The following is a 24,183-nucleotide window of genomic DNA, read 5'->3' as shown; positions in this document are numbered from 1 at the left end:
TTGACTAAGCGCGGCCGCAACGCCGGGCGCCTGCTGGCCATTGCCTGGGCGCTGGTGGTGGCGCTGCTGCTCGCGCATAACGCCTACCTGTGGCTGGGCAAGCGCATCGCGCCCGAAACCGACATTCTCGCCTTGCTGCCAGTGCAGGAGCGCGACCCGGTGCTGCAGGCGTCATTTACGCACATGGTCGATGCGGCGCAGCAGCGCGTGGCGGTGCTGGTCGGTGCCGCCGAATGGAGCGATGCGAAGCGCGCGGCCGATGCCTATGGCGCCGTGCTGGCGCGTCATGCTGGCCTGTTCCAGTCCACGCCGCTCGACGAGCAGACGCAGAACGACTGGCTGGCGCTGTTCCAGCAGCATCGCTTGACCTTGCTGACGGCGCCGCAGGAAATGCAGCTGCGCCAGGAAACGCCCGCGTTCTGGCGCGATTCTGCGTTGAGTCAGCTCTACAGTCCTTTCGGTGGGCCGAAACTGGGCGCCTGGCAGGACGATCCCTTCGGCCTGTTTGGCGGCTGGGTGCAGGAACGTGCGCAGGAAACGCCCGTGCGTCCGCGCGACGGCCATCTGTTCGTCGCCGACGCCGAGCGCCAGTATGTGCTGCTGCCGCTGACCTTGAGCCTGCCCGCCTTTTCGCTGGGCGCGCAGGAAAGCGCGCTGCCCGTGCTGGCGCAAGCCGAGGCGGCGGCGCGGCAGGCCGTGCCCGGCGTGGACATCATCAGCGCCGGCGTGATCCTGCATGCGGCGGCCGCCAGCAGCCAGGCGGCGGGCGAAATGTCGACCATCGGCCTGGGCTCCCTGGCCGGCATCATCCTGCTGACGTGGTTCACCTTCCGCTCGTTCAAGCCGATCTCGCTGATCCTGCTGTCGATCGGCATCGGCTGCCTCGGTTCTTTGTCCGTATGCTGGCTGCTGTTTGGCAAAATACACTTGATGACATTGGTCTTTGGCGCCAGCCTGATCGGCGTGGCGCAGGACTACGGCATTTACTTTCTATGCAACCGCCTGGGCGCCGATCCGGCGCTCGATTCGCGCGCCTTGCTGCGCCGTTTGCTGCCAGGCCTGTGCCTGACCCTGCTGGCAGCCGTCATCGGCTACATGGGCCTGGCGCTGACGCCATTCCCTGGCCTGCGCCACATGGCCGTGTTTTCCGCCCTGGGCCTGGTGTTTGCCTGGCTGACGGTGGTGTTCTGGTTTCCCGCGTTGATAGGCGGCGGCACCTTGAAGAGCGGCGCACTGGTCAAACAGTACGGCGCGGCGCGCGCGCGCTGGCCGCTGTTGCGGGCCAACCGCGCCACCCTGGCTGGCGGCGTGCTGTTTGCCCTGTTTGCGCTCATCGGCATCAGCCGCCTGGGCGTCAACGACGATATCCGCTTGCTGCAAACGCCACCCGCGCACCTGATACGCGACCAGATCAAATTGAGCAAATTGCTCGATGGACCCACGCCGGTGCAGTTCTACCTGGTGCGCGGCGATAGCGCGGAAGCCGTGCTGCAGCGCGAGGAAGCGTTGAAACAGCGGCTGCTGCCGCTGATCGCGCAAAAGCACATCAGCGGTGTCCAGGCCATGTCGAACTGGGTGCCGTCGCTGCAGACGCAGGCGGCGCGCCGTGCCTTGCTCGACACGGCTATCCTGCAGCCGGGCGCCGCGCTCGACTTGCTGGCGCAGTCCGTTGACGAAGGCCCGGAATGGGCTGGCAAGGTGCGCGCGCAACTGGCACAAGCGGGTGCGCCGCTGTCGATCGACGCCTTCCTGAAGGTGCCGGCCAGCGAGCCATGGCGCCACCTGTGGCTGGGCAAGGTCGAAGGCGGTTATGCCTCCATCGTCGCCTTGCGCGGCATGCAGTATGCGGCCATTCCGCTGCTGGCGAAGGCGGGCGAGGGCGTGCCCGGCGTGCAGTGGGTCGACAAGGTGAGTGAAATTTCCTCGGTGCTGGGCCGCTACCGCGTCTACATGGGCGCCGTGGTGCTGGGTGCCTACCTGGTGGTCTTCGGCTTGCTGCTGCCCCGTTACGGACGCCGCACCTGGCGCGTGCTGGCGCCCACGGCGCTGGCCAGCGTGGCGGCCCTGGCTTTGCTCGGCTATTTGAACTTGCCGCTGCAGCTGTTCCACGTGCTGGCGCTGATGCTGCTGCTGGGCGTCGGCGTCGATTACGGCATCTTCATGCAGGAGCATCCCGACCGCCGCAACGATACGCCATGGCTGGCCGTGGGCCTGTCGGCGGCCAATACCATTTTGTCTTTCGGCCTGCTGGCGCTGAGCAAGACGGCTGCATTGCAGGCGTTTGGCCTGACCATGCTGATCGGCACGGCGCTTGTATGGCTGCTGTCGCCGTGCTTTGCCGAAGCCGACCACCGTAGCGCGGCCGATGCCGCAGGAGAAATCTGATGTTTTTGCACTGTCAACGATGGGCACCGGCATTGCTGCTGGCGCTGGCCGGCTGCGCCAGCACGCCGCCTTCGGCACCCGCGCGCCTGGGCCTGAAACTGGCGCCGCAGGCGCTGGGCGCCACGGTCAGCGTGCAGCAGCACCTGGTCGTCGAACGGGAGGGCCGCATCGACGAACTCGATGCGGCGCTGGAAGTGGAACCGTCGCACCTCGACCTGGTGGGACTGGCGTTCGGCCAGCGTGTACTGTCGCTCCATTACGACGGCAAGGAGATGACGTCATGGCGCCACCTGATGCTGCCGGCGCAGGTACGCGCCGAGGACGTGCTGGAAGACATGCAGCTGACCCTGTGGCCGCGCGAAGCGATCGCGCAAGCGCTGCCGGCCGGCTGGCGCATCGAGGACAGCGGCTTGCGCCGCACCCTGTTCCTGCATGACGAGGCGGTGACGGTGATCGACTACAGCGGCATGCCGCGCTGGAGCGGCACGGTGGTACTCGACAACCTGCGCTACCGCTATCGTCTGACGATACAGAACGCCCCGGAAGGAAGCTGAATGACTGGCTTGACTGTGTACCTGAACGACTGCGGCATCGTCTGCGCGCTGGGCGCCAGCCGCGAAGCAGTGCGTGCGCGCCTGTTTGCCGCGCACAGCGGCGTGATGCCCGTCGATACCTACACGCCGGGGCGCATGCTGCCGCTGGGCGTGGTCGATGCGGCCTTGCCATCGGTGGCGCAGCACGGCATCGCCGCGCGCAGCCGCAACAACCGGATGGCGCTGGCCGCTCTGGCGCAGATCCGTCCCGCCGTGGAACAGGCCATCGCCCGCTACGGCGCGGACCGGGTGGCCGTGGTGATCGGCACCAGCACGTCGGGCATCGCCGAGACGGAAGGCGCGATCGGCCAGCATGTGGCGGGCGACGGTTTTCCGGAAGCTTTTCATTATGGGCAGCAGGAGATGGCGTCGCCGGCCCTGATGCTGGCGGAGGAACTGGGCATCGACGGCCCGGCCCTCGTGCATTCGAGCGCCTGTTCGTCGAGCGCCAAGGCCATGGCCAGCGCGGCGCGCCTGATCTGCATGGGCCTGTGCGACGCCGTGCTGGCGGGCGGCGTCGATACCCTGTGCGGCTTTACCGTGGCGGGTTTTTCCGCGCTGGCGTCCGTCAGCGCGCGGCGCTGCAATCCGCTGGGCGCGAACCGCGACGGCATCAATATCGGCGAGGGCGCGGCCCTGTTCCTGATGACGGCGCAACCGGCCAGCGTGGCCTTGCGCGGCTGGGGCGAATCGTCCGATGGCCATCACATGTCGGCGCCCGATCCCGCGGGCGGCGGCGCGCGGCTGGCCATCGCCCAGGCACTGGCGCGCGCGGGCATCGCGGCGTCGCAAGTCGACTATGTGAACCTGCACGGCACGGCCACGCCGCAGAACGATGCGATGGAAGCGCGCGTGGTGTCCGACCTGTTCGGCGCCACGGCGATGGTCAGCTCCACCAAGCCGCTGACAGGCCATGCGCTGGGCGCGGCGGCGGCCGTCGAGGCGGCGCTGTGCTGGCTGGCGATGCAGGACGATAACGCCGAGGGCTTGCTGCCGCCGCACCTGTGGGATGGCGTGCCTGATGAATCCCTGCCGCCGCTGCGCCTGGCCTTGCCCGGTGCGCGCCTGGGGCGTCCGCTCGACTGGGCGCTGAGCAATTCGTTTGCCTTCGGCGGCTCGAACGCCGCCCTGCTGTTCGGGAGGGGCGCATGAGTTTTCCCGATATCCGCGAACTGGTGCCCCATTCCGGCGCCATGGTGCTGCTCGACCGGGTGTTGTCGGCCGATGCGGAAAACCTGTGCGCCGAAGTGGCCATCCATGCCGGCAGCGTGTTTTATGACGCGCCGTCGGCAGGGGTGGGCAGCTGGGTCGGCATCGAATACATGGCGCAGGCGATCGCCGCGCACGCGGGCTACCTGGCGCGGCTGGCCGGCGCGCCCGTGAAGATCGGTTTTTTGCTGGGGGCGCGGCGCTACGAAGCGCAGCTGCCCCTGTTTGTCGATGGCAGCGTGCTGCAGGTGCATGTGCAGCAGGCCTTGCAGGGCGAGAATGGACTGGGCGCGTTCGAGTGTCGTATCGAGATGGCGGGCGCCGTGCTGGCGCAAGCGACGATTACGGTATTCCAGCCCGAGGATGCAAAGCAATTTCTGCAGGAGAGTATGAATGGAGCGCAGCATGAGTAAAAGTGTATTGGTGACGGGGTCGTCGCGCGGTATCGGCAAGGCCATCGCCTTGCGGCTGGCGCGCGACGGTTTTGACGTGGTGCTGCATTGCCGCAGCGCGCGCGGCGAAGCCGACGCGGTGGCGCAGCAGGTGCAGGCCATGGGACGCGCGGCGCGCGTGCTGCAATTTGATATCGGCGACCGTGCCGCGGCAGCTGCCGCGCTGGAAGCGGACATCGCCGAACATGGCTGCTATTACGGCGTCGTGTGCAACGCCGGCGTGGCGCGCGACAATGCGTTTCCCGCCATGTCGGGCGAGGACTGGGACATCGTCCTGCAGACCAACCTCGATGGTTTCTACAATGTGCTCAATCCGCTGGTGATGCCGATGGTACAGCGCCGAAAACCGGGGCGCATCGTCACCATGGCGTCCGTTTCGGGCCTGATCGGCAACCGGGGGCAAGTCAATTACAGCGCGGCCAAGGCCGGCATCATCGGCGCGACCAAGGCGCTGGCGCTGGAACTGGCCAAGCGCGCCATCACGGTCAACTGTGTGGCGCCGGGCCTGATCGAGACGGACATGATCAGCGAGGTGCCGCTCGACGAAGCGCTGAAGATGATCCCCGCGCGCAGAGTCGGCACGCCGGAAGAAGTGGCCGCTGCCGTCAGTTTCCTCGTCGGCGAGGAGGCGGGCTACATCACGCGCCAGGTCATTTCCGTGAATGGAGGCATGGCATGAGCCGCCGGGTAGTCGTGACCGGCATGGCCGGCATCAGCCCGATCGGCAATGACTGGCCGGCCATCCGCCAGCGCCTGGGCGAGTATCGCAACGCCGTCGTGCGCATGAACGAATGGGCCGATTACGAAGGCTTGAATACGCAACTGGGCGCGCCGGCCGCGCCGTTCGCGCTGACGGACCGCTACAACCGCAAGGCCGTGCGCAGCATGGGACGCATCGCACTGATGGCCACGCGCGCCAGCGAACTGGCGCTCGAACACGCGGGCCTGGCCGGGCACCCCGTGGTCAAGAGCGGGCAGATGGGCATTTCCTTCGGTTCGTCGGCCGGCACGCCCAGCGCCATCGGCGACTTTGGCCGCATGATGGAAGAGCGCACCACCAAGGGCATCAACGCCACCACCTACATCAAGATGATGGCGCATACGGCGCCCGTCAACATCGGCGTGTTTTTCGGCGTCACGGGAAGGGTGATTACCACCTCGAGCGCCTGCACCTCGGGTAGCCAGGGCATCGGCTATGCCTACGAGGCGATCGCCGGCGGCAAGCAGCTGGCGATGATCGCCGGCGGCGCCGAAGAACTGTGCGCCACCGAAGCGGCCGTCTTCGACACCCTGTTCGCCACCAGCACGCGCAACGACGCAGGCCATACGACACCGCGTCCTTTCGACGCCAGCCGCGATGGCCTCGTCATCGGCGAAGGCGCCGGTTGCCTGATCCTCGAAGAATTCGACCATGCGCAGGCGCGCGGCGCCACCATCCATGCGGAGCTGGTGGGCTTCGGCACGAACAGCGACGGCTGCCACGTGACCCAGCCGAACGCCGCCACCATGCGCCAGGCGATGCTGCTGGCGCTGGCCGACGCGGGACTGCAGCCGTCCGATATCGGCTACATCAATGCGCATGGCACGGGCACGCAGCAGGGCGACATCGCCGAGTCGCAAGCGACGTTCGAAGTGTTTGGCGACCGCACGCCCATCAGTTCACTGAAAAGCTACATGGGCCACACCCTGGGTGCCTGTGGCGCGCTGGAAGCGTGGATCAGCATCGAGATGATGCGCGAAGGCTGGTTTGCGCCCACCATCAATCTGCAGCAGGTCGACCCGCAATGCGCACCGCTCGACTACATCGCCGGCGAAGGCCGGGCCATCGAATGCGAGTACGTGATGTCGAATAACTTTGCCTTTGGCGGCATCAACACGTCGCTGATTTTCAAGCGTTACCGGCCGTGACTTCGCTGGTGATAATTTACCGGCGATATGCCGGGCGTGCATGCATGGTGGCGACACTGGCAGCGCTGACGGCATGTGGCACCCTGTCACGGATGGAAATCGATTCTGACAATGCATCGAGCGAGCGCTACGCCATCAGCGGCGATCTGCGCAAGGAAGTCGATGCGCTGGCACAGCCATTGATTGACAACGGTACTACGCCAGGACTGGTGGTCGGTGTTGTGCTGCCCGATGGCAGCACGCAGAGCTTTGGCTACGGTACGACCGAACATGCGGTGAGCGGCCATCGTCCCGACGGCGACACCCTGTTTGCCGTCGGTTCGGTCAGCAAGGGCTTTTTGAGCGCCACGACGGCGGTACTGGTACAGAAGGGTGTGTTCGCATGGAACGACACCCTTGAACAGTTGCTGCCACCCGGTACGCCACTGAGCGACTCCGCACGCAAGATCACCTTGCTGCAACTGGTCACGCATACATCGGGCTTGCCACGGCAGCCATTTACGCCGCAAACCTTGCTGTACTTCGTGGAGTATCTGTTTACGGGGGCCAGCTTTTACCGGCATTTTGACCGCGAATATCTGCTGGCCTACCTTGCCGATTTTGATGCGCCCGCAACGACGGCGCCCAATTATTCGAATATTGGCTATGGCTTGCTCGGACATGTGCTGGAACTGCGTACCGGCAAAAAGATGGATGCCCTGGTGCAGGAAACCATATTGCAACCACTGGCACTCGCTAGCACCGGTTATCGCCCACAGGGATTGCCTGGCTTTGCCGCACGTGCCCATGGTCATGTGGGCGATCAGCCCAAATTCATGCGGCGCGGAAGCGAAGCGCCGGATTGGGAGTTTACCGATGTGTTGACGGGCTCGGCTGCCCTGTATTCGACGGCGAATGATTTGTTGCGCTATGCACGGGCGAATATCCGGGGTAGTGATGATCCGGTGCTGGACCGCGCCTTGCAGGACACTTTGAGCGTGCGTGTCGACCGGCCAGTCGAGGCGGCGGCGCTGGCCTGGCTGGTGGATGATATCGATGGCAATAAAATTACCTATCAGGTGGGTTTCGTGGCGGGCTACTCAAGCTATATCGGTCTCGATGTCAAGAATCGGACGGGCGTGGTGGTATTGCAAAACAGCTTTAACTGGACCAATAGCATTGGCCACCGTTTGTTGTTGAGAATTTCCAAACGGAAATCTATTTAAATGTAAAATTGCGGTTAAGATAACTAATGGAGTAGTCGTGAAACATGGTTTTAAGCTGTTATTCGTGATGATGTGTAGTCTTGCCATTTCAGGATGCAAGAGCCGGCCGGTGCCGCGGTCCGCCTACCAGACGACCTTGCCGCAAGCGGGCACGGTGGTAACCATCGGTATTGGCGAAAGAATGTTGACCAAGAGCGATGCGTTGGAAACGCGGGCGCTGATTCTGGCGCAGGACCAGCCTCTCGGCGAGTTTGTTGTGCGTAAGGGAACGTATCCGCAAATTGCAGACAAGGAAGAATATCAAACCTTTGGCGGCGTGGTGATCGCGAATGCGCAGGGCACCGTTGCCAAGCATAACAAGCTGCATCTGTTTAGCAAGGATGGTTCCGTATGCATTGGACGTGCGCCGTGTGCAAAGTTCGATTACGTGATGGGCGTCACGACGAACTATCAACAGGCGAGTTTTCAGAGCACCTTGATTTACAGCGGTCGTATCGGTGACAAGATCACCCTGGGGTATCGTGAATTCGATCGCAACATGGCACGGCCGGCGTTCAGTAATGATGTGACTTACGATTTGTCCGAATCCATGATCCTGGGCTATAAGGGGGCAAGGCTGGAAGTGCTGCACGCGAGTAATACTGAAATTAGCTATAAAGTCCTGGCAGGATTTGATTGATACGTGGCTGTGGCGCGACGCAGTTTGTGTGGCCGCGGCGGCAGCGCCAGTTCAGTACTGAGTGAGCATTTCAGCGCCACGGCATGCGAATGTCGGGACGGCACGATGATGACGGGTATGGCCTTGAAGGAAGAGTTCGTGAGGTTGAAAGCAGGTAGTAGCAAGTAAGTAGCAGATAAGCAAGCAGCAGGGAAGTCGTCCCAATCGGTGGCGGGCGCCATCTGGCAGACCGATGGTGCTTCAAAATCATTCCAATAAAAATAGAAAGAGAATATGCAAAAAGTATCAAAAGCTGTCATCGTGGCAGGCGCATTGCTGTCAGTGTCCATGCTGCAAGGTTGTGCCACGAGTATCAAGGCGTCGTCGACGCAAAATCCGGCACCGAAAGAGGCGTTTTCGTCGTTTGGCCGTATCGAAGTCAAGCCGACGGTGTTTGCCGCAGGTTACGCGGGTAATCAGGCCGGCATGGCGAAAATTGATCAGAATATCCGCAAGGACTTGGCCGAATCACTGACGGCCTGGAATGCGGGTCCGGCCAATGGCCGCGTGCTGATCATCGAGCCGATTGTGGAAGAGATGGAGTTCAAGAGCGGCGCCAAGCGTGTATTCCTGGGCCCATTGGCAGGCAGCTCGGGCGTGCGCATGCGCGTCATGATTCGCGATAGCAAGGGTGTGCTGGTGGCGACACCGGAATTCTTCCAGCGCGCGGGCGCCATGGCGGCCGGTTTCACTCTCGGCGTGCACGATAACCTGATGCTGACCCGCATCGCCAACCTGACCAGTGCTTACATCAAGGCCAACTATGTACGTGCCGAAGGCGGTCCGACGGGCGCCGACAATAAAGCGGTCGAAGCAGCAATGACGAACTAGGACGGGCGCGGCGCGCAAGCGCCTGCAGACCTGCTGAGAATGGCAGCGACGGACAACCGCGCTGCCATTTTTTTGCCACATGCATGCTGGCAATTTGTGGCAGACTGCGCCTTTGCCTATCCCGACCTTGTCATGCCACCAGCCTTGCCCAGTAGCGGCGCCAGCATCTGGCTGCTCGATATCCGCCCGATTGAAACTGCACAGCTCAGCCGATATGCGGCCTGGCTGGGGCAGGCGGAAGCGGCCCGCTACGCACGCTTTGTGCGGCCGCTGCGCCAGCGCCAGTTCCTGCTGGGGCGCGCCTTGCTGCGCGTAGCGATGGGGAAACTGCTGGAGGTGGCGCCGGAATCCATCGTGCTGGAAGAGAGGCCGGGTCAGGCGCCGCGGCTGCTGTCGCCCGCGGAGGGGGCGCACTTCAGCATTTCGCACAGCAGCCACTGGGTCGCCTGCGCGTTGAGCGGTACTACGCGGCTGGGACTCGATATTGAGCTGCGCGACCCGCGGCGCGACGTGCTGGCGCTGGCCCGCGAGGCGTTTGGCGCAGATGTGGCCGCCGAGCTGGAAAGCATGCCGCCTGAAGCGCGGATGGCGGCGTTTTACCAGCGCTGGAGCGAGACCGAGGCGCGCTACAAGCTGGGCATGGACGCGGGCGCTTGCGTGACCTTGGCGCATGCCGAGCTGTCCATCGTGCTGTGCAGCGCGGCGCCGCTGGCGCAGGCGCCCGCCTTGATCGTGCCGGGCCTGGTGTCGGGCTAATTCCCCCGCACGACGATCTCCTGCGCCTTGGGCTCGCGCTGGCGCATGAAGCGCACGATGGAGTCGACGGTGACGACGTCGATCTGGCGCGTCATGCGGCGCTCGAACGGGTGATCGTCGAACGCGATATTCGCGCGGAACATGCGCGCGCCAAGGCGCGTGGCGGCGGGGATGCTCAGCGTTTGCGGTGCGTAGCTGGCGCTGCGCAGCCAGCCTTGCGCTTCGGCGCGCGTTTCGATCTTGCCAGGCTCGTTGCTGGCGGCGGCCAGGGTTTCCAGCACCCACTGGTTCGAATTCTGGTACTTGGTGGAAAACGGGTAGGCCAGCATATTGTAGTGCGGCTCATGCAGGCGTTTGGGCGTGTTCGACGTCAGCAGGCGCACCAGTTGCTGCTGCGTATCCTGGCCGGGAACCAGAATCAGGGTTTCATACATGAACACATCATCCATGAAGAAATTGCCCAAGCCTTCGTTGTACAGCGACGATTGCGCCGTGCCGCATTCATTGAGTTCATGCACCACCAGCCAGCGGCCTTTCGGGTGGTCGCGCCAGGCCAGCGCCATGTGCGAATAACGCAAATTGTACTTTGACAAGTCTTGCCCGGCGCGCGCCAGCAGCGCCACTTGCGCGCCCGAAGCGTCGAGCGCCTGCAGGGTCTTTTGCGCCAGATCCATCGATTTGACGAGGGTGGTCGCGTCCGTTTGCTTTTCTTCGCACGAGCGTCCCGCATGGGCGGTACCGGCCAGGGCCAGGCTGATGAGAATCACGGTCAGGCGTTTCATGGGGTTCACGCTTTCGAATGGTGGAGAATCGCATTGGCGGCGGCATTCGGCACATAGGCGATGGCCTTGCCCGACAGCACCAGCATGTGTCCCGTCGAGACTGCCACCACCTTGACTACCGTACCGGCCGCCAGCGACAGGCCTTGCGCAGCCTTCTGGCTCAGCTTGACGGAGGCCGTGGCCGCCTGCGAGGCGCCCCTGGCCGCGCTCTTGAGCATGAGGACGCTGCCGTCGGCCGCGTCTTCCACCTTGTCGATGACGACTTCACCGGCAGCGGCCATCACCGACATGGAGCCGACCAACACGATGGCCGAGGCCATGCTGGCGTTGTCGGAGGCGTTGGTGGTGTCGGAGTTGGCGGCCTGGGCCAGCGGCGCCACGGTGGCGGCGCACAGCAGGGCGGTGGCGAGCAGATGTTTCATGGGATGTCCGTTCTCTTTATTGGTGATTACACTTTGGAGTGGTGCAGCAGCGCCTTGCCCAGTTCGTTCGGGATGAAGGCGATGGCCTTGCCGGAAAGAACCAGCATATGGCCGGTGGACATCGCCACCACATTGACCACGGTGCCGGCCGCCAGCGACAGGCCCCTGGCCGCTTGCCCGCTCATCTGGATGGAGGCGCCACCGGCTTCGGATGCGCCCTTGAGCACGATGACGATGCCTTCGCCCACCGTTTCCACGCTGGCAACCACTACCTGGCCGGAGGCGACCAGCATCGACATGGAGCCGGCGACGACCACGGCGGAACCTTCGCTGAGGTTTTGCGAGCCTTTCGACAGATTCTCGGAAGCGGCGGCGTGGACCAGGCCGGGAGCGGCCGCGGAGAGCGTCAACAGCGATAGGGACAAGCAGAGGGGCAGCAGGCGTTTCATGTGTTTCTCCTTCAAGTGTGCCAAGTGGCAACGCCATCATTGTAGACTGTGGGCAATTGGTCAATGAATACGCTACTCGTAGCGGGAAAGCATACCGCAAGTAGCATATTGCGCTACTTTTCTGCCGCCAGAATCGATGCTTTTTTTATAAAGGAAGTGCATGCCGCAAACCCACGCCTTGATCGAAGCCTTGAAACGCCTGTTGAAAGCGCGTTCCGTCACGTATGCCGAGCTGGCCCAGCGTATCGGCGTGTCCGAAGCCAGCGTCAAGCGGATGTTTTCGCAGAAGCAATTTACCCTGCAACGGCTGGACCAGATCCTGGTGGCCATCGGCAGCGATTTCCAGCAGCTGGCGCTGGCCGTGCAGTCAGCCCAGGCCGCGCCCACCCTGATCACGGGGCTGACGTATGCGCAGGAAAAGGAAATCATCGAGGACACCCGGCTGTTCGTGGTGGCCGTCTCCGCACTGAACTTGCTGCCGCTGGAACAGATCGTCGCCATCTACGACATCAGCGAAGCGCAAGCCGTGAAATACCTGCTGCGTCTCGACAAGATCGGTTTTCTGGAACTGCTGCCGAATAACCGGGTCAAACTGCTTGTGGCCCGCACGTTTGCGTGGATACCGAATGGTCCCATCCACACGTATTTCAAAAAGGAAGCCTATGGCGACTATTTGAATTCGCAGTTCGATGGCGAGACGGAATTGCTACGCCTGGTGAACGTGATGCTGTCGAAGAAATCCACGGCCGCCTTGCTGGAACGCCTGAAGCAAGTGGCGGTGGAATTCTCGCAGCAACATCAGGAAGACGCGCGCCTGCCTGGCAACGAGCGCCTGGCCATCAGCTTCATGCTGGCGGCACGTCCCTGGATGCCGCAGACGTTCAAGGCGCTGCTGCGGCAGTGAGCCTGCGAGTAGCGCGCTCAAGCGGTGAATGTTGTGGCTAAGCTTACTGCTTGTCGGTACTGCCTTGGGTGCTGCCTTGTTCCTCTTTCATCTGTGACAGCAAACGCCAGGCGAAAAAGCCCAGCACGGCCACGCCCAGCAGGAGCGCGGTCCACAGTGCGGCCAGGCGCAAGCCTGCGCCGTCCGGCGTCTTCTCGATGGGAGCGTCGCTGGTCAGCGCCACCACCCTGGCTGCCGTGGCGACAGGCAGCGCCAGCAATTCCTCCTGCGTGAAGCCGGGCGCGACCTGCGACAGCGGCAACGCTGCCGGCGTTGCACCATTCCTGCCGAAGACCAGTTGATAAGGCCCCTTGCCGCTGGCCAGGAACACCAGGCTTGCCGGTGTCCATCCCAGGCGCAAGACGGAGTTGAGGTGCGGGTTCGTGCCGCTGTGATATTGCGGCCGGAGCACCCATTGCGCCGTTTGCACGACGGGTATGGACAAGTCACCGGAGACCCGTTCCTTGCCATCCATGTTGATACGGTAGAACGTCGTGTGGAGCAGTGGTTCGAATTCGGCGGCCTGCGTGGCGCGCGCTCGCGGGCCCAGATGCAGGCGCTGGCGCGGCGCTTCGCTTGCCGGGTGATACACGCCCAGGGTAACGGGCATGGACGTGTTGCCCTCAGCCAGCTGCAAGCCAATGCTGTCGGCGGGAATCGCGATCGGCGTGGCATACAGGCGCTCGTCGACGCTCTTGCCTGTCGTCCCCTTCAGCGCGATGGTGGCGCGCGGCGAGGCAACGGCCGTGACGCTGACCTGCTGCGCGGCGATGCCGGCGAAAGTGATGGGATCGCCGTACTGCCAGCTCAGCCGCGCATAGCGGAAGGCACGCGGCGCGAATTCGATGCGGTCGTTGGCCAGGGTTTGCGTGTCGCTGTTGCGCAGCCAATTCAGCGTGGTGGTGGCGATGGCATCCCATTGTTTCAGGTCGTCGCTGACTTCCAGCAGCACTTGTGCATTGTAGTTATCGGTTCCTGGCGGCAAGGTAAATTGCAGGGCGCCGATGCGGCTATCCTTGGCGGGCGGGCCCGCATCGAGGATCAACCCTTGCAAGCCCGGCGCCGCATCGGGCGTACTGCCGCCACGCGCCGTGACGGACAGCAGGCGGCCGTCATTGCCGGTCCGGATATCGACGTTGTCCAGTTCGTAGTAGCCGATGTTTTTGCCGGTGACGGGAAAGATGCGCATGGCAAGCGTGTCGCGCTGCGTGCGCGATTGCGCGGACGGGGCCGTCAGGGCGAAGGCCAGTGGCTTGCCGGTACTGTCGAACAGGCGCACGTCGGCCAGGCTGGCCGAGCGCGCATGCAGGTACACGTCGGTGGGGACGTTTATGCGGCTCAGGCCGGCACCGGGCTGCGGCGTCAACGCGATGCTCCAGCGATAGTCCTGTGGCCGCTCCTGGCCAGGCGCTGCCAGCGCGGCGCCTGCCATCAACACGATGCCGAACATGAGTGTGGTGGTTTTCATGCTGCTCCCTGTTGCGGTTCGGCTGGCGCTGGCGCGGCAGCCTTGGGGAAGGGTGCCAGGTAGCCGATCAAGACCATCAGCAAGCCCACGCCCACGAAGGATACGATGCGTTCGATGCCGCCCACGTTGGACAGGTCGATCAGGAACAGTTTCACAACGACCAGCCCCAGCAGCACGGCGCCCATGCTCCATTGCTGGCGCCGCTGCTGGCGCGCCGCGTGGCGCATCAGCAGCAGGGCCGTGACGCTCCACACGAGCGACAGCATCGCTTGCACGAACTGCGAGGCCAGCATGGCGTCAAAGGTATAGGGCACGCCGACATAGTGCGACACCGTGCGCAGCAGCATCAGGTTGAACCACACATACACGCAGCAGGCGGCTACGGCAGGCAAGCGCGCCTGCCACAGGGCGGGCAGTGGCAGCTGCTGCGCCGGCAGCAGGCGGTAGCTGGCAATGGCCAGCAGCACGGCAAAGCCCGTGCTCAAGTCCAGCGGATTGAGCAGCGGCAAGTAGGGCAGCGGCGCCATGGCGCCGTCGTCGAAGATGTTCCAGGCGGCGATCAGCAGCAGCGACCACAGCGCGCCCAGCGGTATCAGGGTGCGCTGGTACCACTCGGCAATCGGTGTCACCGGCCAGGCGCCCGCGCGGCAGCGGCGGATCAGCCAGGCCAGCACCAGCATCATGGCCCAGGCCGGCAAGTAGCGGGCCCAGGCGGGGCTGACGCTGTCTTCATGCTGTGCCAGCCAGGCGTTGACATGCATGGCGCCAACCGGCCACAGCATCAGCCAGGGCGCGGCCGTGCGCAAGGTATGCAAGAGCCGCAGCGCACGCACGTCGAGTTGCCAGCCGGCTTTCGGCCAGGCACGCAACAGGTATTCGCCGGCCGCCAGCGCGCTGGCCAGAGCCAGCCAGCTCAAGGCCGTCAGCAGATAGTCGCGCAGGTACAGCGCCAGCAGCATATTGGCGCTCCACAGGCCCAGGCCGAGCCAGGCGGCCACGGTGAACCAGCGCAACTGCGGCCAGTCGAGGCGCCGCGCCACAATGGCGAACACGGGTGTCGTGACGGACACGGCGATCAGGTACAGCGCCAGCCAGTGCTCGCCCGCGTACGGCTGCATGCTCAGGTCGCCGTCGATCAGGCGCAGCAGCCAGCTGGTGAACGGCACGAGGATGGCGGCAAACCACAGCAAGCCGCTCCAGACCAGCAGGGGCCGCGCTGCCAGCGCCAGCAGCGCGTCGCCGCCGCGCGCGCGCAGCGCAAGGAAGCGGGCGCTGGCAAAGGCGGCGGCGCCCAGCAGCAGGGCGCTGAGGAAGGAGCCGTCGAACAGGCTGGCCGGATGCTGGTCCCAGGCCCAGCTGGCGCGGCTGAGCATGACCATGCCGGCCAGTACCTGTACGGCCAGCAGCAGGGCGCGCGGCGCATGCCATTGTTCGCGCCGCGCCAGCGCCGCCAGCAGAGCTGCTACTGCCAGCGCGCTGACGGTCAGCAGGTTCAGTTGCGTGGCGGCATCCGTGCGCAGCAGGATTTCGCTCCAGATGCCGCCCAGCAGCCAGGCCGTGGCGGCCGTCAGGAACAGCACGGACAGGCTGCTCATGAATTCAGGATGCAAGTGGCTGCCGTGGCGGCGGAAATTGTAAGCCATCACCAGCGCGGCGGCGGCCAGCAGCGCGCAGCCGAGCCAGATGTTGGCTTGCAGGGCCGTTGCCGTATTGAGGTCCTGTATGGCGATGAGGAAGGCCAGCCAGGCGGCCCCCTGCACCAGCAGGCCGAAGGCCCAGGCCAGGGTCTGGCGCTGGCGCAAGCCGACCCAGACGATGCCCGCGCCTTCCAGTGCCCAGGCGGCGGATGTCCAGCGGCCATCGAGGGCGAACGGGATGGCCAGGGTGCCGAAGACGATGCCCAGCGCGAGGAAGGCTTCGGCCAGCAGTTTGAAACCTGTGCGGCGCCACAGGGTGACGGCCAGTCCCGTGTAAGTCAAGCCGGCGACCAGCGCGGAAAACGCCAGACCGAACTCGAAGTGCCGGACCAGGCCGTATTGCAGGCCCATGGCCGCCAGCGGCGTGCCGAACACGAGGGTGCCATCCACGTAATGCTTGAGGCGTGGCGCCTGGCGCGCGCAGTAGGCAATCGCGATGCCGATGTAGAACAGCACGAACAGGATCAAAAACAGTTGCGTCGACAGGTAGTGTTCGGGCGTGTAGCGCAGCAAGCCCCAGGTGGTGGCGACGACGAAGGTAAAGCCAAAGCTCAGCACATTCAGGACGCGCCAGGCGCGTTTCAGGGCGATGGCGAAGACGCCCGCATTGAGCAGCGCGTAGTAGCTGAACAGGCCGATATGGTTGCCGCTGCCTGTCGACACGAGCAGGGGCACGGCAAAGCCGCCGACGATGCCGAAGACGGCCAGCCAGACGGCGTTTTGCAGCACGGCCAGCAGACAAGTGAACGCCGTCAGCACGAACAGCACGGCAAACGCCAGGCCCGCCGGGATCAGTTCATACAGGCGGAAGGCGCCAAACGTCACCAGCATCAATATCGCCAGGGCCGTGCCCTGCAGCGGCAAGCTGATGCCGGGGCGTTTGATGCGGATGCGCCAGGCCCAGGCCAGCAGGGCGATGTCGGCCAGCGCGATGCCGGCCAGGCGCAACTCGATGGGCACGGTCACCTGCGCCGACACATATTTGAGCAGGAAGCTGACGCCGAGGAACAGAATCATCAAGCCCAGCTTGGCAACCAGGTTACCCGTGAACAGCCAGTTCTTCGCCTTGGCAACGAGGCCGTCCGGGTGCGCGATCCAGGACGGGGTGTTGGGGGCTGCAGGGGCTGCAGGGGCGGCAGGGGCGGGTTTGGCGGGAGCCTGTGGCGCGAGTGGCGAAGGCTTCGGCGGCAGGGGCGCGGCCGGTGCGGCCTTTGCCAGCTCGACCGGTTCGATCACGGCCGCCTTCGACACCTGCACCGGCGCCGGTGCAGGCACGGGAACAGGAACCGGAACAGGAACCGGAACAGGAGTCGGCACTGCTACTGGCGCAACGGCAGCGGGCACGGCAGGCGCGGCAGCTGGCGCTACGTCCCGGCCTTCCAGCGCTAGCAGGCGCTGCTGGATGCCGTCGACTTCCTTGCGCAGGCGCGCCGTCAGCAATTCCAGATCGGCCACTTTTCTGCGGTACTGCAGCACCAGCACGAAGCCGGTGATCAGCACGCCAAGGATAAACAGCGTTATCAATCCAAACATGGGGGCAGCTTTCCTGGATGGTCAGGGCGAAGGCGCCCGATGTATGCGCACATTACCTTATTATCAAGAAACAGGCGATTTTTGTTGTGTACGGGAAAGTAGCAAGGTGCGGGGCCAGCATGGCGCGGTGCGGCACTTTCCGTATTGATGCCAAGCAAGATGAAGACATTCAGATTGTCGTGCGCAAGATAGTGCTGTATTTTAGCAATTCCTTAATTGCCAGTTCCCCATGCCATGAGTCAAAGCAGCCAGTTTTCCTTATTGTCGCAGCGCCGTTTCGGGCCCTTCTTCTGGACCCAGTTCTTTGGCGCCTTCAACGACAATCTGTTCAAGACGGCCCTGATGGTGATCCTCGCCTACGATGCGCTGAGCTGGACCACGCTCGACCCGTCGACCATCACCAACCTGATTCCCGGCCTGTTCATCCTGCCGTATGTCGTGTTCTCGGCCACGGCCGGCCAGCTGGCCGACAAGTTCGAAAAGGCGGGCCTGGCCCGCTTCGTGAAATGGATGGAACTGGCCATCATGGCGGTCGCCGCCGCCGGCTGGATGACGCACACCTTGTGGCTGCTGGTAGCCGCCGTCGTGGGCATGGGCGTGCATTCGACCCTGTTCGGCCCCGTCAAGTATGCGTACCTGCCCCAGCAACTGAAACCCGAGGAATTGGTCGGCGGCAATGGCCTGATCGAGATGGGCACGTTTGTCGGCATCTTGCTGGGCGAAATCCTCGGCGCCGTGCTGATCGTGCACAAGCCGCTGGGCGTGGAGCTGGTGGCCGGCGCGACGATCGCCGTGGCCCTGTTCGGTCTGATCGCCAGCTACCGCGTGCCGCGCACGCCCGCGCCGGAGCCGGACTTGAAGGTGAGCCTGAATTTTGTCGCCGAATCGTTCCGCAACCTGAATTTCTCGCGCAAGAACCGTCCCGTCTTCCTGGCCATGCTGGGCAACTCCTGGTTCTGGTTTTACGGCGCCCTGATCCTGGCCCAGTTCCCTGTCTACTCGAAGGATTTCCTGCATGGCGACCATAGCGTGTTCGTGCTGCTGCTGACCGTGTTTTCCGTCGGCATCGGCACGGGCTCCCTGCTGTGCGAGCGCCTCTCCGGCCACAAGATCGAAATCGGCCTGGTGCCGTTCGGCTCCATTGGCCTGTCGCTGTTCGGCATCGACCTGTATTTCGCCAGCAATGCGTATGCGAATACGCAAGTGGTCGATGCGCTGGCGTTCGTCAGCCAGGCGGGCGTGCCGCGTATTCTGATCGACATCGTCATGATCGGCGTCTTCGGCGGTTTCTTCATCGTACCCCTGTTCGCCCTGATCCAGACGCGCTGCGACCCGAAACACATTTCGCGCACGATCGCCGGCATGAATATCCTCAACGCGCTGTTCATGGTGGCGGCCGCCGGCGTTGCCATCGTGCTGCTGGGCAAGGGCTTTACCATCCCCGAACTGTTCCTCGTCACGGCCATCTTGAATGCGCTGGTGGCCGCCTACATCTTTTCCTTGGTGCCGGAATTCCTCATGCGCTTCCTGGCGTGGATACTCATCCAGACCGTGCACAGGGTCAAGGTGGTCGATGGCGAGCGCATCCCGACGGAAGGGGCGGCCGTGCTGGTGTGCAACCATGTGAGCTATGTGGACGCCATCGTCATCATGGCGGCCAGCCCCCGTCCCATCCGCTTCGTCATGGACCACCGCATCTTCAAAATGCCGCTGATGGGCTGGATTTTCCGCACGGCCAAGGCGATCCCCATCGCGCCCGCCAAGGAAGATCCTTTCCTGATGGAAAAGGCGTTCATCGATATCGCGCAAGCGCTGCATGAGGGCGAACTCGTATGCATCTTTCCCGAAGGCAAGCTGACGCGTACGGGCCAGATCAGCGAATTCAAGGGCGGCATCGCCAAGATCGTCGAGCGCAGCAAGGTGCCCGTGATTCCGCTGGCGCTGCGCGGCTTGTGGGGGCATCTGTTGAGCCACCGCAATGGCCATTTGTTCGAGCGCGCCTTCAAGGCGGGCTTGCGCTCGCGTTTGTCGCTGGCCGTGGGCGTGCCCGTGGCGCCCGAGGCCGCCACGCCGGAGTTGCTGCAACAGAAGGTGCAGGAATTGCGCGGCAAGTGGAAGTAAGCGCTACTGTGTCTGCGTAGAGGCCGCCCGCTGCGCCAGGTGCTGTTCCAGCAGGGCGGCGATGGCGTCGAAATCCACCGGTTTCGTCAGGTGATGGTCGAAGCCGGCTTGCTCGGTCTGTGCGCGCGCTTCACCCTGGCCCCAGCCCGTCAGGGCGATCATCAGCACGTCGCGCCCCTGCGCGCGCTGGCGAATCTGGCGCGCCGCTTCGTAGCCATCCATGTCCGGCATGCCCAAGTCCATCACGACCAGTTGCGGCCATACCATCTCGACGGCCGCCAGCGCCTGCGCGCCGCCATACGCGACGGTAGCCGCATAGCCTTCGAGCTGGAACAGGGTTTGCAAGGAATCGGCCGCGTCGCGGTTGTCGTCCACCACCAGCACTTGCACGGGCTGGCCCGCACGGGCCGGCGTGTCGCTCCCGGCGGCCGGCGTGGGGGCCGGGGCGAGGCCGGCGCTGGCCGGCAAGTTGACGATGAAGCGGCTGCCACGCCCGGCGCCATCGCTGTAGGCCTCGATGCTGCCGCCATGCATTTCGGCAAATTGGCGCGCCAGACTCAATCCGATGCCCAGGCCACTTTTTATCTGGCCTGCCACCGTGCGTCCCTGTTCGAACATGGAAAAGATGCGCGCGAGGGCATCCGGATCGATGCCGATGCCATTGTCTTCGACCATCACCTGTAACTGGCCCTGCGCCAGGCGCGCCGTCATGTTGATGTGTCCGCCGTCCTGTGTGAACTTCACGGCATTCGAGACGATATTGGCAAAGATCTGCACCACCCTGGCATAGTCGGCGTACAAGGTCACGGCATGCGGCGGCAATTCCAGCGTGATGCCGATGTGCCGGCTGCTGGCCACAGGCTGGCACAGTTCGATGACATGCTCGAGCACTTGCTGCAGCTCAAACTCCTTGCGCTGCAGCACTACCTTGCCGCTGGTGATGCGCGCCACGTCGAGCAAGTCATCCACCAGCCGCGTCAGGTGCGTCACCTGGCGCTCGATCACGTCGCTCACCTTGCCGACCTGCTCCGATGTGGGAAACAGGTGCTTGAGCAAGGCCACCGACGACTTGATGGGCGCCAGCGGATTGCGCAGTTCATGCCCGAGGCTGGCAATGAATTCATCCTTGCGCCGCTGCGTCTCGCGTACCTGGTATTGGCGCTGGCGCGCGCGCAGCATGGCGTGGGCCGAAGTGATCAGGGTCAATATGTGCACGGGGCGTTCCAGCAGGGTCAGGTTGCCCAGGGTGGCAATGGCTTGCCGCAAGGGCAGGGAATCGAGCCGCGCGTGCGTCAGCACCGTAATCGGCAAGTCGGACCAGTCCGGCTGCTGGCGTGTATAGGCGTCGAGCACGGCGTAGACGCCGGCGTGCAAGGCCTCGTCCACCGTCAGCACGCCGCCGGCGCCCAGCGCCAGCTCTTCGGCCAGTTCGCCGGGCGAGCGGCAGGCGTGGCTGGCGATGGCGCTGCCTGCCAATACCGTGCCGGCCAGGGCGGCATCCTGGCCGGCAGGCGCATAGATCAGGATGCGCAGCTCCATGGCGTTCCTAGGGAAATGGCGTGCCGCCGATGGTGGGCAAGCCCGACAGGATGCCGTGAAAACCGGCCAGGGCCGGGCCGATGCGCACGCCTTGCGGGCTGATGTCGAAGCGGCGGATGCTGCGCTCGTGCGCGCTGCCGCGCTTCTTGAAGACGGAAATGGCTTGCCGCACTTCGCCTTCCGTTTCGTAGTAGCGCAGCATAATGACGCTGTCGGCCAGGTAGCTGGCGTCGGCCGCCGTCGTCATCGAGGTGCCCAGCATGTTTTGCTGCACGCCGACGAGCAGGGTGGCCACGCCGTGCTGGCTCAGGTAATTGAGCAGTTCGTGCAGATAGGTGCTCTGGAAGCGCTCATCGGGCACCGCATGCATGTAGCCGTTCAGGCTATCGATGACGATCACCCTCGCGCCCCGCTGCGCCGCGTCGACTACGGCCTGGGCGAATTCTCCTGGTGTCAGCTCGGCCGGATCGATCTGCTGAGCGCTCAGCAAGCCCGTATCGAGCGCCGCCTGCAGGCGCATGCCCACGCTGTCGGCCCGGATCAGGAGCTTGCTGCGCGCTTCCTCGAACAGGAACATGGCGCACGGTTCGCCGCGCTCCGTGGCCGCGTGCACGAATTGCGCCGCCAGGGTGGACTTGCCGCTGCCGGCGGGGCCGGAAATGAGCGTGCTCATACCTTCTTCCAGGCCGCCGCCTATCATGGCGTCGAGCTCGGGTACGCCGCTCGACAGGCGCCGATGGCCGCCATCGCGGCGCGTGTCGGCCGCCACCAGTCGCGGAAAGACGACCAGGCCGCCCCGGGCGATCTTGTAGTCGTGCGTGCCGCTGCGAAACGGCACGCCCCGGTATTTCACCACGCGCACGCGGCGCCGGTCTGTGCCGTAGTCCTGGTTTTGCAGCTCCAGCGAGATCACGCAGTGGGCCACGCTACGCACTTGCAAGCCGTCGTCCATCGCGGAACGATCATCGATCAGCAGCGTGGTGCAGTGCCGGCTGGCCAGGTATTGTTTCAACGCAACCACCTGGCGCCGGTAGCGCAGCGGGTTTTCCGCCAGCAGCTGCAGTTCGGACAGCGAATCGAGCACGAGGCGCGCTGGGCGGTGCTTTTCGATGGCGGCCAGGATGCGCTGGTTGGTCGAGGCCAGTTCGATTTCCGATGGGTGGAAGATGGTGTACTGGCGTTCGGGATCGAGCATGTCGTCGTTGGGCGCCACTTCTTCGATGGCGATGCCGGCCAGGTCCCAGCCGTGCGACAGGGCGGCGGCGCGCAGTTCGATCTCGGATTCGGCCAGGGCGATATACAGCACGGGCACGCCGCTGCGCGCCCCTTCGGCCAGAAACTGCAGCGCCAAGGTGGTCTTGCCTGTGCCGGGCACGCCTTCGACCAGGTACAAGCGCTCGGGCAGCAGGCCGCCCATGAGAATGGCGTCGAGACCGGGCACGCCCGTCGATAGCAGTGCGTCCAGGCCGCCCGCACCATCGTGTTGGGCCGTTCCTTGCGCCTGTGCCATCATCATCGCACCCCCGCTTCGCCACGCCGTGGACAATATAGTAGCGCGTCTGCCGGAATGTGTCTTTTCGATACCATTGGTAAATAATTATTTCGCCATACCTGCCGCGAAAGGCGGTGTTGCGTCCGTGTCGGCCAGTTCAGCAAAGAAATCATGACCCTGCTACAGTATTCACTCAATCCACCTTTTCCGCATTGCCATTTTTGCATCCATCCGTCAGCTTCATAGTTGGTTTTGCTGGCGTGCCGCTGCTGTAGTTGTCCTCATTTCGTTGCTTCATTGATAATTTAATTCGCTTGATGGTTGCTATGTTTCAATTGTAACGATGCTTGACGATTTTAGAATGATCGTTCATTCTTTGATCTGCGTTAATAAATTTAGTCATTTCTAACGACACTAGCCAGCTTCTTTTTCAGAAAGTCCAAGATGCAACCAACCTTTTCCCTGACGTCGCCGCGTACGAGCGGCGCTATTGCCGTTCTGTGCGCCACTGTAATCATGGCCGGCTGCAGTAAAAAACAGGAAGCACCTCACGCGCAGCAAGCGCCACAGGTGGTCGTGTTTACTGTTAATCCGGCCGCGTTGCCGATGAGCGCCGAATTGCCCGGCCGTACCAATGCCTACCAGGTCGCCGATGTGCGCCCGCAAGTCGGCGGCTTGATCCAGAAGCGCCTGTTCGTCGAGGGTAGCGACGTGAAAGCGGGCACGGCCCTGTACCAGATCGATTCCGCCACATACCAGGCGGCCGCCAATTCGGCCAAGGCCGCGTTGTCGAAAGCCAAGGCCAATCTGCTGACGGCCGGTCCGAAAGCGTCGCGCTACAAGGAACTGGTCGCCATCGAAGGCGTGAGCCGCCAGGAATACGATGATGCCGTCGCCGCGTTCGAGCAAGCCAAGGCAGACGTCGAGTCCGCCACCGCGGCGCTGGAATCGGCCAACATCAACCTGCGCTACAGCACCGTGACGGCGCCGATCAGCGGCCGCACCAGCCGCTCGACCGTGACTGCCGGCGCGCTGGTGACGGCGGGCCAAGCCGAAGCGCTGACCACCGTGCAGCAACTCGACCCGATCTATGTCGACGTGACCCAGTCGAGCACCGACCTGCTGCGCCTGAAGCGCCAGATGGCCGACGGCTCGCTGAAGAAAGTGGGCGAAGGCCAGGCCAAGGTTGATTTGATCTTGCCGGATGGCAGCAAGTACGGCGAATCGGGCAAGCTGCAGTTTTCCGGCGTGACGGTCGATCCGACCACGGGCAATGTGATCCTGCGCGCGCTGTTCCCGAACCCGAAAGGTGAATTGCTGCCAGGTATGTACGTGCGTGCGCAGCTGGAAACGGGCGTCGATGAGAAAGCCATTACCGTGCCGCAAGTGGGCGTGACGCGCAACCAGAAGGGCCAGGCCACGGCCATGATCCTGAACAAGGAAAACAAGGTCGAGCAGCGCGTGCTGACCACCAGCGGCACCGTCGGCACCAACTGGCTGGTGACGTCCGGCCTGGCCGCAGGCGACCGCGTGATCGTGGAAGGCTTGCAAAAAGTCAAGCCAGGCGCCCCAGCCGTTGCCGTACCAGCCAAGGCCGAAGCCGCTCCTGCACCTGCGCCCGCCGCTGCCGCCTCTGCCGCAGCATCGGCTGCCAGCGCCCACTAATTCAGGAGAATATTA

The 24,183-nt window shown here is 63.9% G+C and carries 20 protein-coding genes; 13 read left to right on the top strand and 7 right to left on the bottom strand.

The window, feature by feature from the left end; genetic code table 11:
• The 10 genes from MRBLMS1_RS06710 to MRBLMS1_RS06665 all read left to right on the top strand — a co-directional run bounded on the left by MRBLMS1_RS06710 (position 1) and on the right by MRBLMS1_RS06665 (position 10,057).
• Positions 1-2,385 carry an MMPL family transporter gene (locus MRBLMS1_RS06710; RefSeq protein WP_485878990.1) on the top strand — a complete coding sequence of 795 codons (2,385 nt, stop codon included), beginning with the start codon at positions 1-3 and terminating at the stop codon, positions 2,383-2,385.
• On the top strand, positions 2,385-2,939 hold the full coding sequence (locus MRBLMS1_RS06705) for a DUF3261 domain-containing protein (protein ID WP_485878489.1): 555 nt from the start codon (positions 2,385-2,387) through the stop codon (positions 2,937-2,939). Before MRBLMS1_RS06710 ends, MRBLMS1_RS06705 begins: the two co-directional genes overlap by 1 nt.
• Positions 2,940-4,130 carry a beta-ketoacyl-ACP synthase gene (locus MRBLMS1_RS06700; protein ID WP_485878488.1) on the top strand — a complete coding sequence of 397 codons (1,191 nt, stop codon included), beginning with the start codon at positions 2,940-2,942 and terminating at the stop codon, positions 4,128-4,130.
• Positions 4,127-4,600, top strand: a complete 474-nt coding sequence (locus MRBLMS1_RS06695) for a hotdog family protein (protein WP_139091602.1) — start codon at positions 4,127-4,129, stop codon at positions 4,598-4,600. The genes MRBLMS1_RS06700 and MRBLMS1_RS06695 overlap by 4 nt, the downstream gene beginning before the upstream one ends.
• Positions 4,593-5,318 (top strand): 3-oxoacyl-ACP reductase FabG, encoded by a 726-nt coding sequence (fabG, locus tag MRBLMS1_RS06690; protein ID WP_374106824.1) that lies wholly within the window; start codon positions 4,593-4,595, stop codon positions 5,316-5,318. The genes MRBLMS1_RS06695 and fabG overlap by 8 nt, the downstream gene beginning before the upstream one ends.
• Positions 5,315-6,547 carry a beta-ketoacyl-ACP synthase gene (locus tag MRBLMS1_RS06685; protein ID WP_139091603.1) on the top strand — a complete coding sequence of 411 codons (1,233 nt, stop codon included), beginning with the start codon at positions 5,315-5,317 and terminating at the stop codon, positions 6,545-6,547. The genes fabG and MRBLMS1_RS06685 overlap by 4 nt, the downstream gene beginning before the upstream one ends.
• Before the next feature lie 44 nt (positions 6,548-6,591).
• A complete protein-coding gene (locus MRBLMS1_RS06680) occupies positions 6,592-7,752 on the top strand; it encodes a serine hydrolase domain-containing protein (RefSeq protein ID WP_485878486.1) in 1,161 nt (386 codons plus the stop codon).
• Positions 7,753-7,789: 37 nt separating this feature from the next.
• Entirely contained in the window at positions 7,790-8,431 is a 642-nt protein-coding gene (locus tag MRBLMS1_RS06675; RefSeq protein WP_485878484.1) for a hypothetical protein, read from the top strand.
• Between the two features lie 273 nt (positions 8,432-8,704).
• Positions 8,705-9,301, top strand: a complete 597-nt coding sequence (locus MRBLMS1_RS06670) for a hypothetical protein (protein WP_485878483.1) — start codon at positions 8,705-8,707, stop codon at positions 9,299-9,301.
• A gap of 132 nt (positions 9,302-9,433) precedes the next feature.
• On the top strand, positions 9,434-10,057 hold the full coding sequence (locus tag MRBLMS1_RS06665; protein WP_485878481.1) for a 4'-phosphopantetheinyl transferase family protein: 624 nt from the start codon (positions 9,434-9,436) through the stop codon (positions 10,055-10,057).
• On the opposite strand, the gene MRBLMS1_RS06660 is transcribed toward MRBLMS1_RS06665, so the two are convergent.
• Genes MRBLMS1_RS06660 through MRBLMS1_RS06650 form a run of 3 tightly spaced genes read right to left on the bottom strand, consistent with a single transcriptional unit; the run spans position 10,054 to position 11,710 of the window.
• Positions 10,054-10,839: a DUF2145 domain-containing protein gene (locus MRBLMS1_RS06660; protein WP_034750352.1), complete on the bottom strand. Its 786-nt coding sequence runs from the start codon at positions 10,837-10,839 to the stop codon at positions 10,054-10,056. The genes MRBLMS1_RS06665 and MRBLMS1_RS06660 overlap by 4 nt on opposite strands.
• Before the next feature lie 5 nt (positions 10,840-10,844).
• Positions 10,845-11,261, bottom strand: a complete 417-nt coding sequence (locus MRBLMS1_RS06655; protein ID WP_485878479.1) for a hypothetical protein — start codon at positions 11,259-11,261, stop codon at positions 10,845-10,847.
• Positions 11,262-11,287: 26 nt separating this feature from the next.
• Positions 11,288-11,710 (bottom strand): hypothetical protein, encoded by a 423-nt coding sequence (locus tag MRBLMS1_RS06650; protein WP_128142355.1) that lies wholly within the window; start codon positions 11,708-11,710, stop codon positions 11,288-11,290.
• A 160-nt stretch (positions 11,711-11,870) separates the two neighbouring features.
• Here MRBLMS1_RS06650 and MRBLMS1_RS06645 point away from each other — a divergent pair, with 160 nt between their 5' ends.
• Positions 11,871-12,614 carry a helix-turn-helix domain-containing protein gene (locus MRBLMS1_RS06645; protein ID WP_034750344.1) on the top strand — a complete coding sequence of 248 codons (744 nt, stop codon included), beginning with the start codon at positions 11,871-11,873 and terminating at the stop codon, positions 12,612-12,614.
• Positions 12,615-12,657: 43 nt separating this feature from the next.
• Here MRBLMS1_RS06645 and MRBLMS1_RS06640 read toward each other — a convergent pair whose 3' ends face one another.
• Both MRBLMS1_RS06640 and MRBLMS1_RS06635 read right to left on the bottom strand, forming a co-directional pair.
• Positions 12,658-14,121 (bottom strand): DUF3999 family protein, encoded by a 1,464-nt coding sequence (locus MRBLMS1_RS06640; RefSeq protein ID WP_485878477.1) that lies wholly within the window; start codon positions 14,119-14,121, stop codon positions 12,658-12,660.
• On the bottom strand, positions 14,118-17,351 hold the full coding sequence (locus MRBLMS1_RS06635; protein ID WP_485878475.1) for a DUF2339 domain-containing protein: 3,234 nt from the start codon (positions 17,349-17,351) through the stop codon (positions 14,118-14,120). Before MRBLMS1_RS06635 ends, MRBLMS1_RS06640 begins: the two co-directional genes overlap by 4 nt.
• Positions 17,352-17,585: 234 nt before the next feature.
• Between MRBLMS1_RS06635 and MRBLMS1_RS06630 the strand changes: the two genes are divergently transcribed.
• Positions 17,586-19,472: an MFS transporter gene (locus MRBLMS1_RS06630; RefSeq protein WP_230517297.1), complete on the top strand. Its 1,887-nt coding sequence runs from the start codon at positions 17,586-17,588 to the stop codon at positions 19,470-19,472.
• A 3-nt stretch (positions 19,473-19,475) separates the two neighbouring features.
• On the opposite strand, the gene MRBLMS1_RS06625 is transcribed toward MRBLMS1_RS06630, so the two are convergent.
• Together MRBLMS1_RS06625 and MRBLMS1_RS06620 are read right to left on the bottom strand one after the other, a co-directional pair.
• Complete coding sequence (locus MRBLMS1_RS06625; RefSeq protein WP_485878473.1) at positions 19,476-21,011, bottom strand: hybrid sensor histidine kinase/response regulator; 1,536 nt, start codon at positions 21,009-21,011, stop codon at positions 19,476-19,478.
• Between the two features lie 7 nt (positions 21,012-21,018).
• Positions 21,019-22,524, bottom strand: coding sequence for an ATPase domain-containing protein (locus MRBLMS1_RS06620; RefSeq protein WP_456151001.1), 1,506 nt, complete (start codon positions 22,522-22,524; stop codon positions 21,019-21,021).
• Positions 22,525-22,947: 423 nt separating this feature from the next.
• Between MRBLMS1_RS06620 and MRBLMS1_RS06615 the strand changes: the two genes are divergently transcribed.
• On the top strand, positions 22,948-24,168 hold the full coding sequence (locus MRBLMS1_RS06615; protein WP_072452525.1) for an efflux RND transporter periplasmic adaptor subunit: 1,221 nt from the start codon (positions 22,948-22,950) through the stop codon (positions 24,166-24,168).
• Positions 24,169-24,183 lie beyond the last annotated feature (15 nt).

This window comes from Massilia sp. LMS1-1-1.1 (genome assembly GCF_040815535.1).
Classification (GTDB): domain Bacteria; phylum Pseudomonadota; class Gammaproteobacteria; order Burkholderiales; family Burkholderiaceae_D; genus Janthinobacterium; species Janthinobacterium aestuarii.
This window is presented reverse-complemented; position numbering and strand designations above follow the sequence as displayed.

What these genes read in the sequence shown, in the direction of transcription:
- MRBLMS1_RS06705 (WP_485878489.1), top strand. Translation starts at nt 2,385, where the DNA reads ATGTTTTTGCACTGTCAACGATGGGCACCGGCATTGCTGCTGGCGCTG.
- MRBLMS1_RS06700 (WP_485878488.1), top strand. Translation starts at nt 2,940, where the DNA reads ATGACTGGCTTGACTGTGTACCTGAACGACTGCGGCATCGTCTGCGCG.
- MRBLMS1_RS06695 (WP_139091602.1), top strand. Translation starts at nt 4,127, where the DNA reads ATGAGTTTTCCCGATATCCGCGAACTGGTGCCCCATTCCGGCGCCATG.
- fabG (WP_374106824.1), top strand. Translation starts at nt 4,593, where the DNA reads ATGAGTAAAAGTGTATTGGTGACGGGGTCGTCGCGCGGTATCGGCAAG.
- MRBLMS1_RS06685 (WP_139091603.1), top strand. Translation starts at nt 5,315, where the DNA reads ATGAGCCGCCGGGTAGTCGTGACCGGCATGGCCGGCATCAGCCCGATC.
- MRBLMS1_RS06680 (WP_485878486.1), top strand. Translation starts at nt 6,592, where the DNA reads ATGGTGGCGACACTGGCAGCGCTGACGGCATGTGGCACCCTGTCACGG.
- MRBLMS1_RS06670 (WP_485878483.1), top strand. Translation starts at nt 8,705, where the DNA reads ATGCAAAAAGTATCAAAAGCTGTCATCGTGGCAGGCGCATTGCTGTCA.
- MRBLMS1_RS06665 (WP_485878481.1), top strand. Translation starts at nt 9,434, where the DNA reads ATGCCACCAGCCTTGCCCAGTAGCGGCGCCAGCATCTGGCTGCTCGAT.
- MRBLMS1_RS06660 (WP_034750352.1), bottom strand. Translation starts at nt 10,839, where the DNA reads ATGAAACGCCTGACCGTGATTCTCATCAGCCTGGCCCTGGCCGGTACC.
- MRBLMS1_RS06655 (WP_485878479.1), bottom strand. Translation starts at nt 11,261, where the DNA reads ATGAAACATCTGCTCGCCACCGCCCTGCTGTGCGCCGCCACCGTGGCG.
- MRBLMS1_RS06650 (WP_128142355.1), bottom strand. Translation starts at nt 11,710, where the DNA reads ATGAAACGCCTGCTGCCCCTCTGCTTGTCCCTATCGCTGTTGACGCTC.
- MRBLMS1_RS06645 (WP_034750344.1), top strand. Translation starts at nt 11,871, where the DNA reads ATGCCGCAAACCCACGCCTTGATCGAAGCCTTGAAACGCCTGTTGAAA.
- MRBLMS1_RS06640 (WP_485878477.1), bottom strand. Translation starts at nt 14,121, where the DNA reads ATGAAAACCACCACACTCATGTTCGGCATCGTGTTGATGGCAGGCGCC.
- MRBLMS1_RS06635 (WP_485878475.1), bottom strand. Translation starts at nt 17,351, where the DNA reads ATGTTTGGATTGATAACGCTGTTTATCCTTGGCGTGCTGATCACCGGC.
- MRBLMS1_RS06630 (WP_230517297.1), top strand. Translation starts at nt 17,586, where the DNA reads ATGAGTCAAAGCAGCCAGTTTTCCTTATTGTCGCAGCGCCGTTTCGGG.
- MRBLMS1_RS06625 (WP_485878473.1), bottom strand. Translation starts at nt 21,011, where the DNA reads ATGGAGCTGCGCATCCTGATCTATGCGCCTGCCGGCCAGGATGCCGCC.
- MRBLMS1_RS06620 (WP_456151001.1), bottom strand. Translation starts at nt 22,524, where the DNA reads ATGATGGCACAGGCGCAAGGAACGGCCCAACACGATGGTGCGGGCGGC.
- MRBLMS1_RS06615 (WP_072452525.1), top strand. Translation starts at nt 22,948, where the DNA reads ATGCAACCAACCTTTTCCCTGACGTCGCCGCGTACGAGCGGCGCTATT.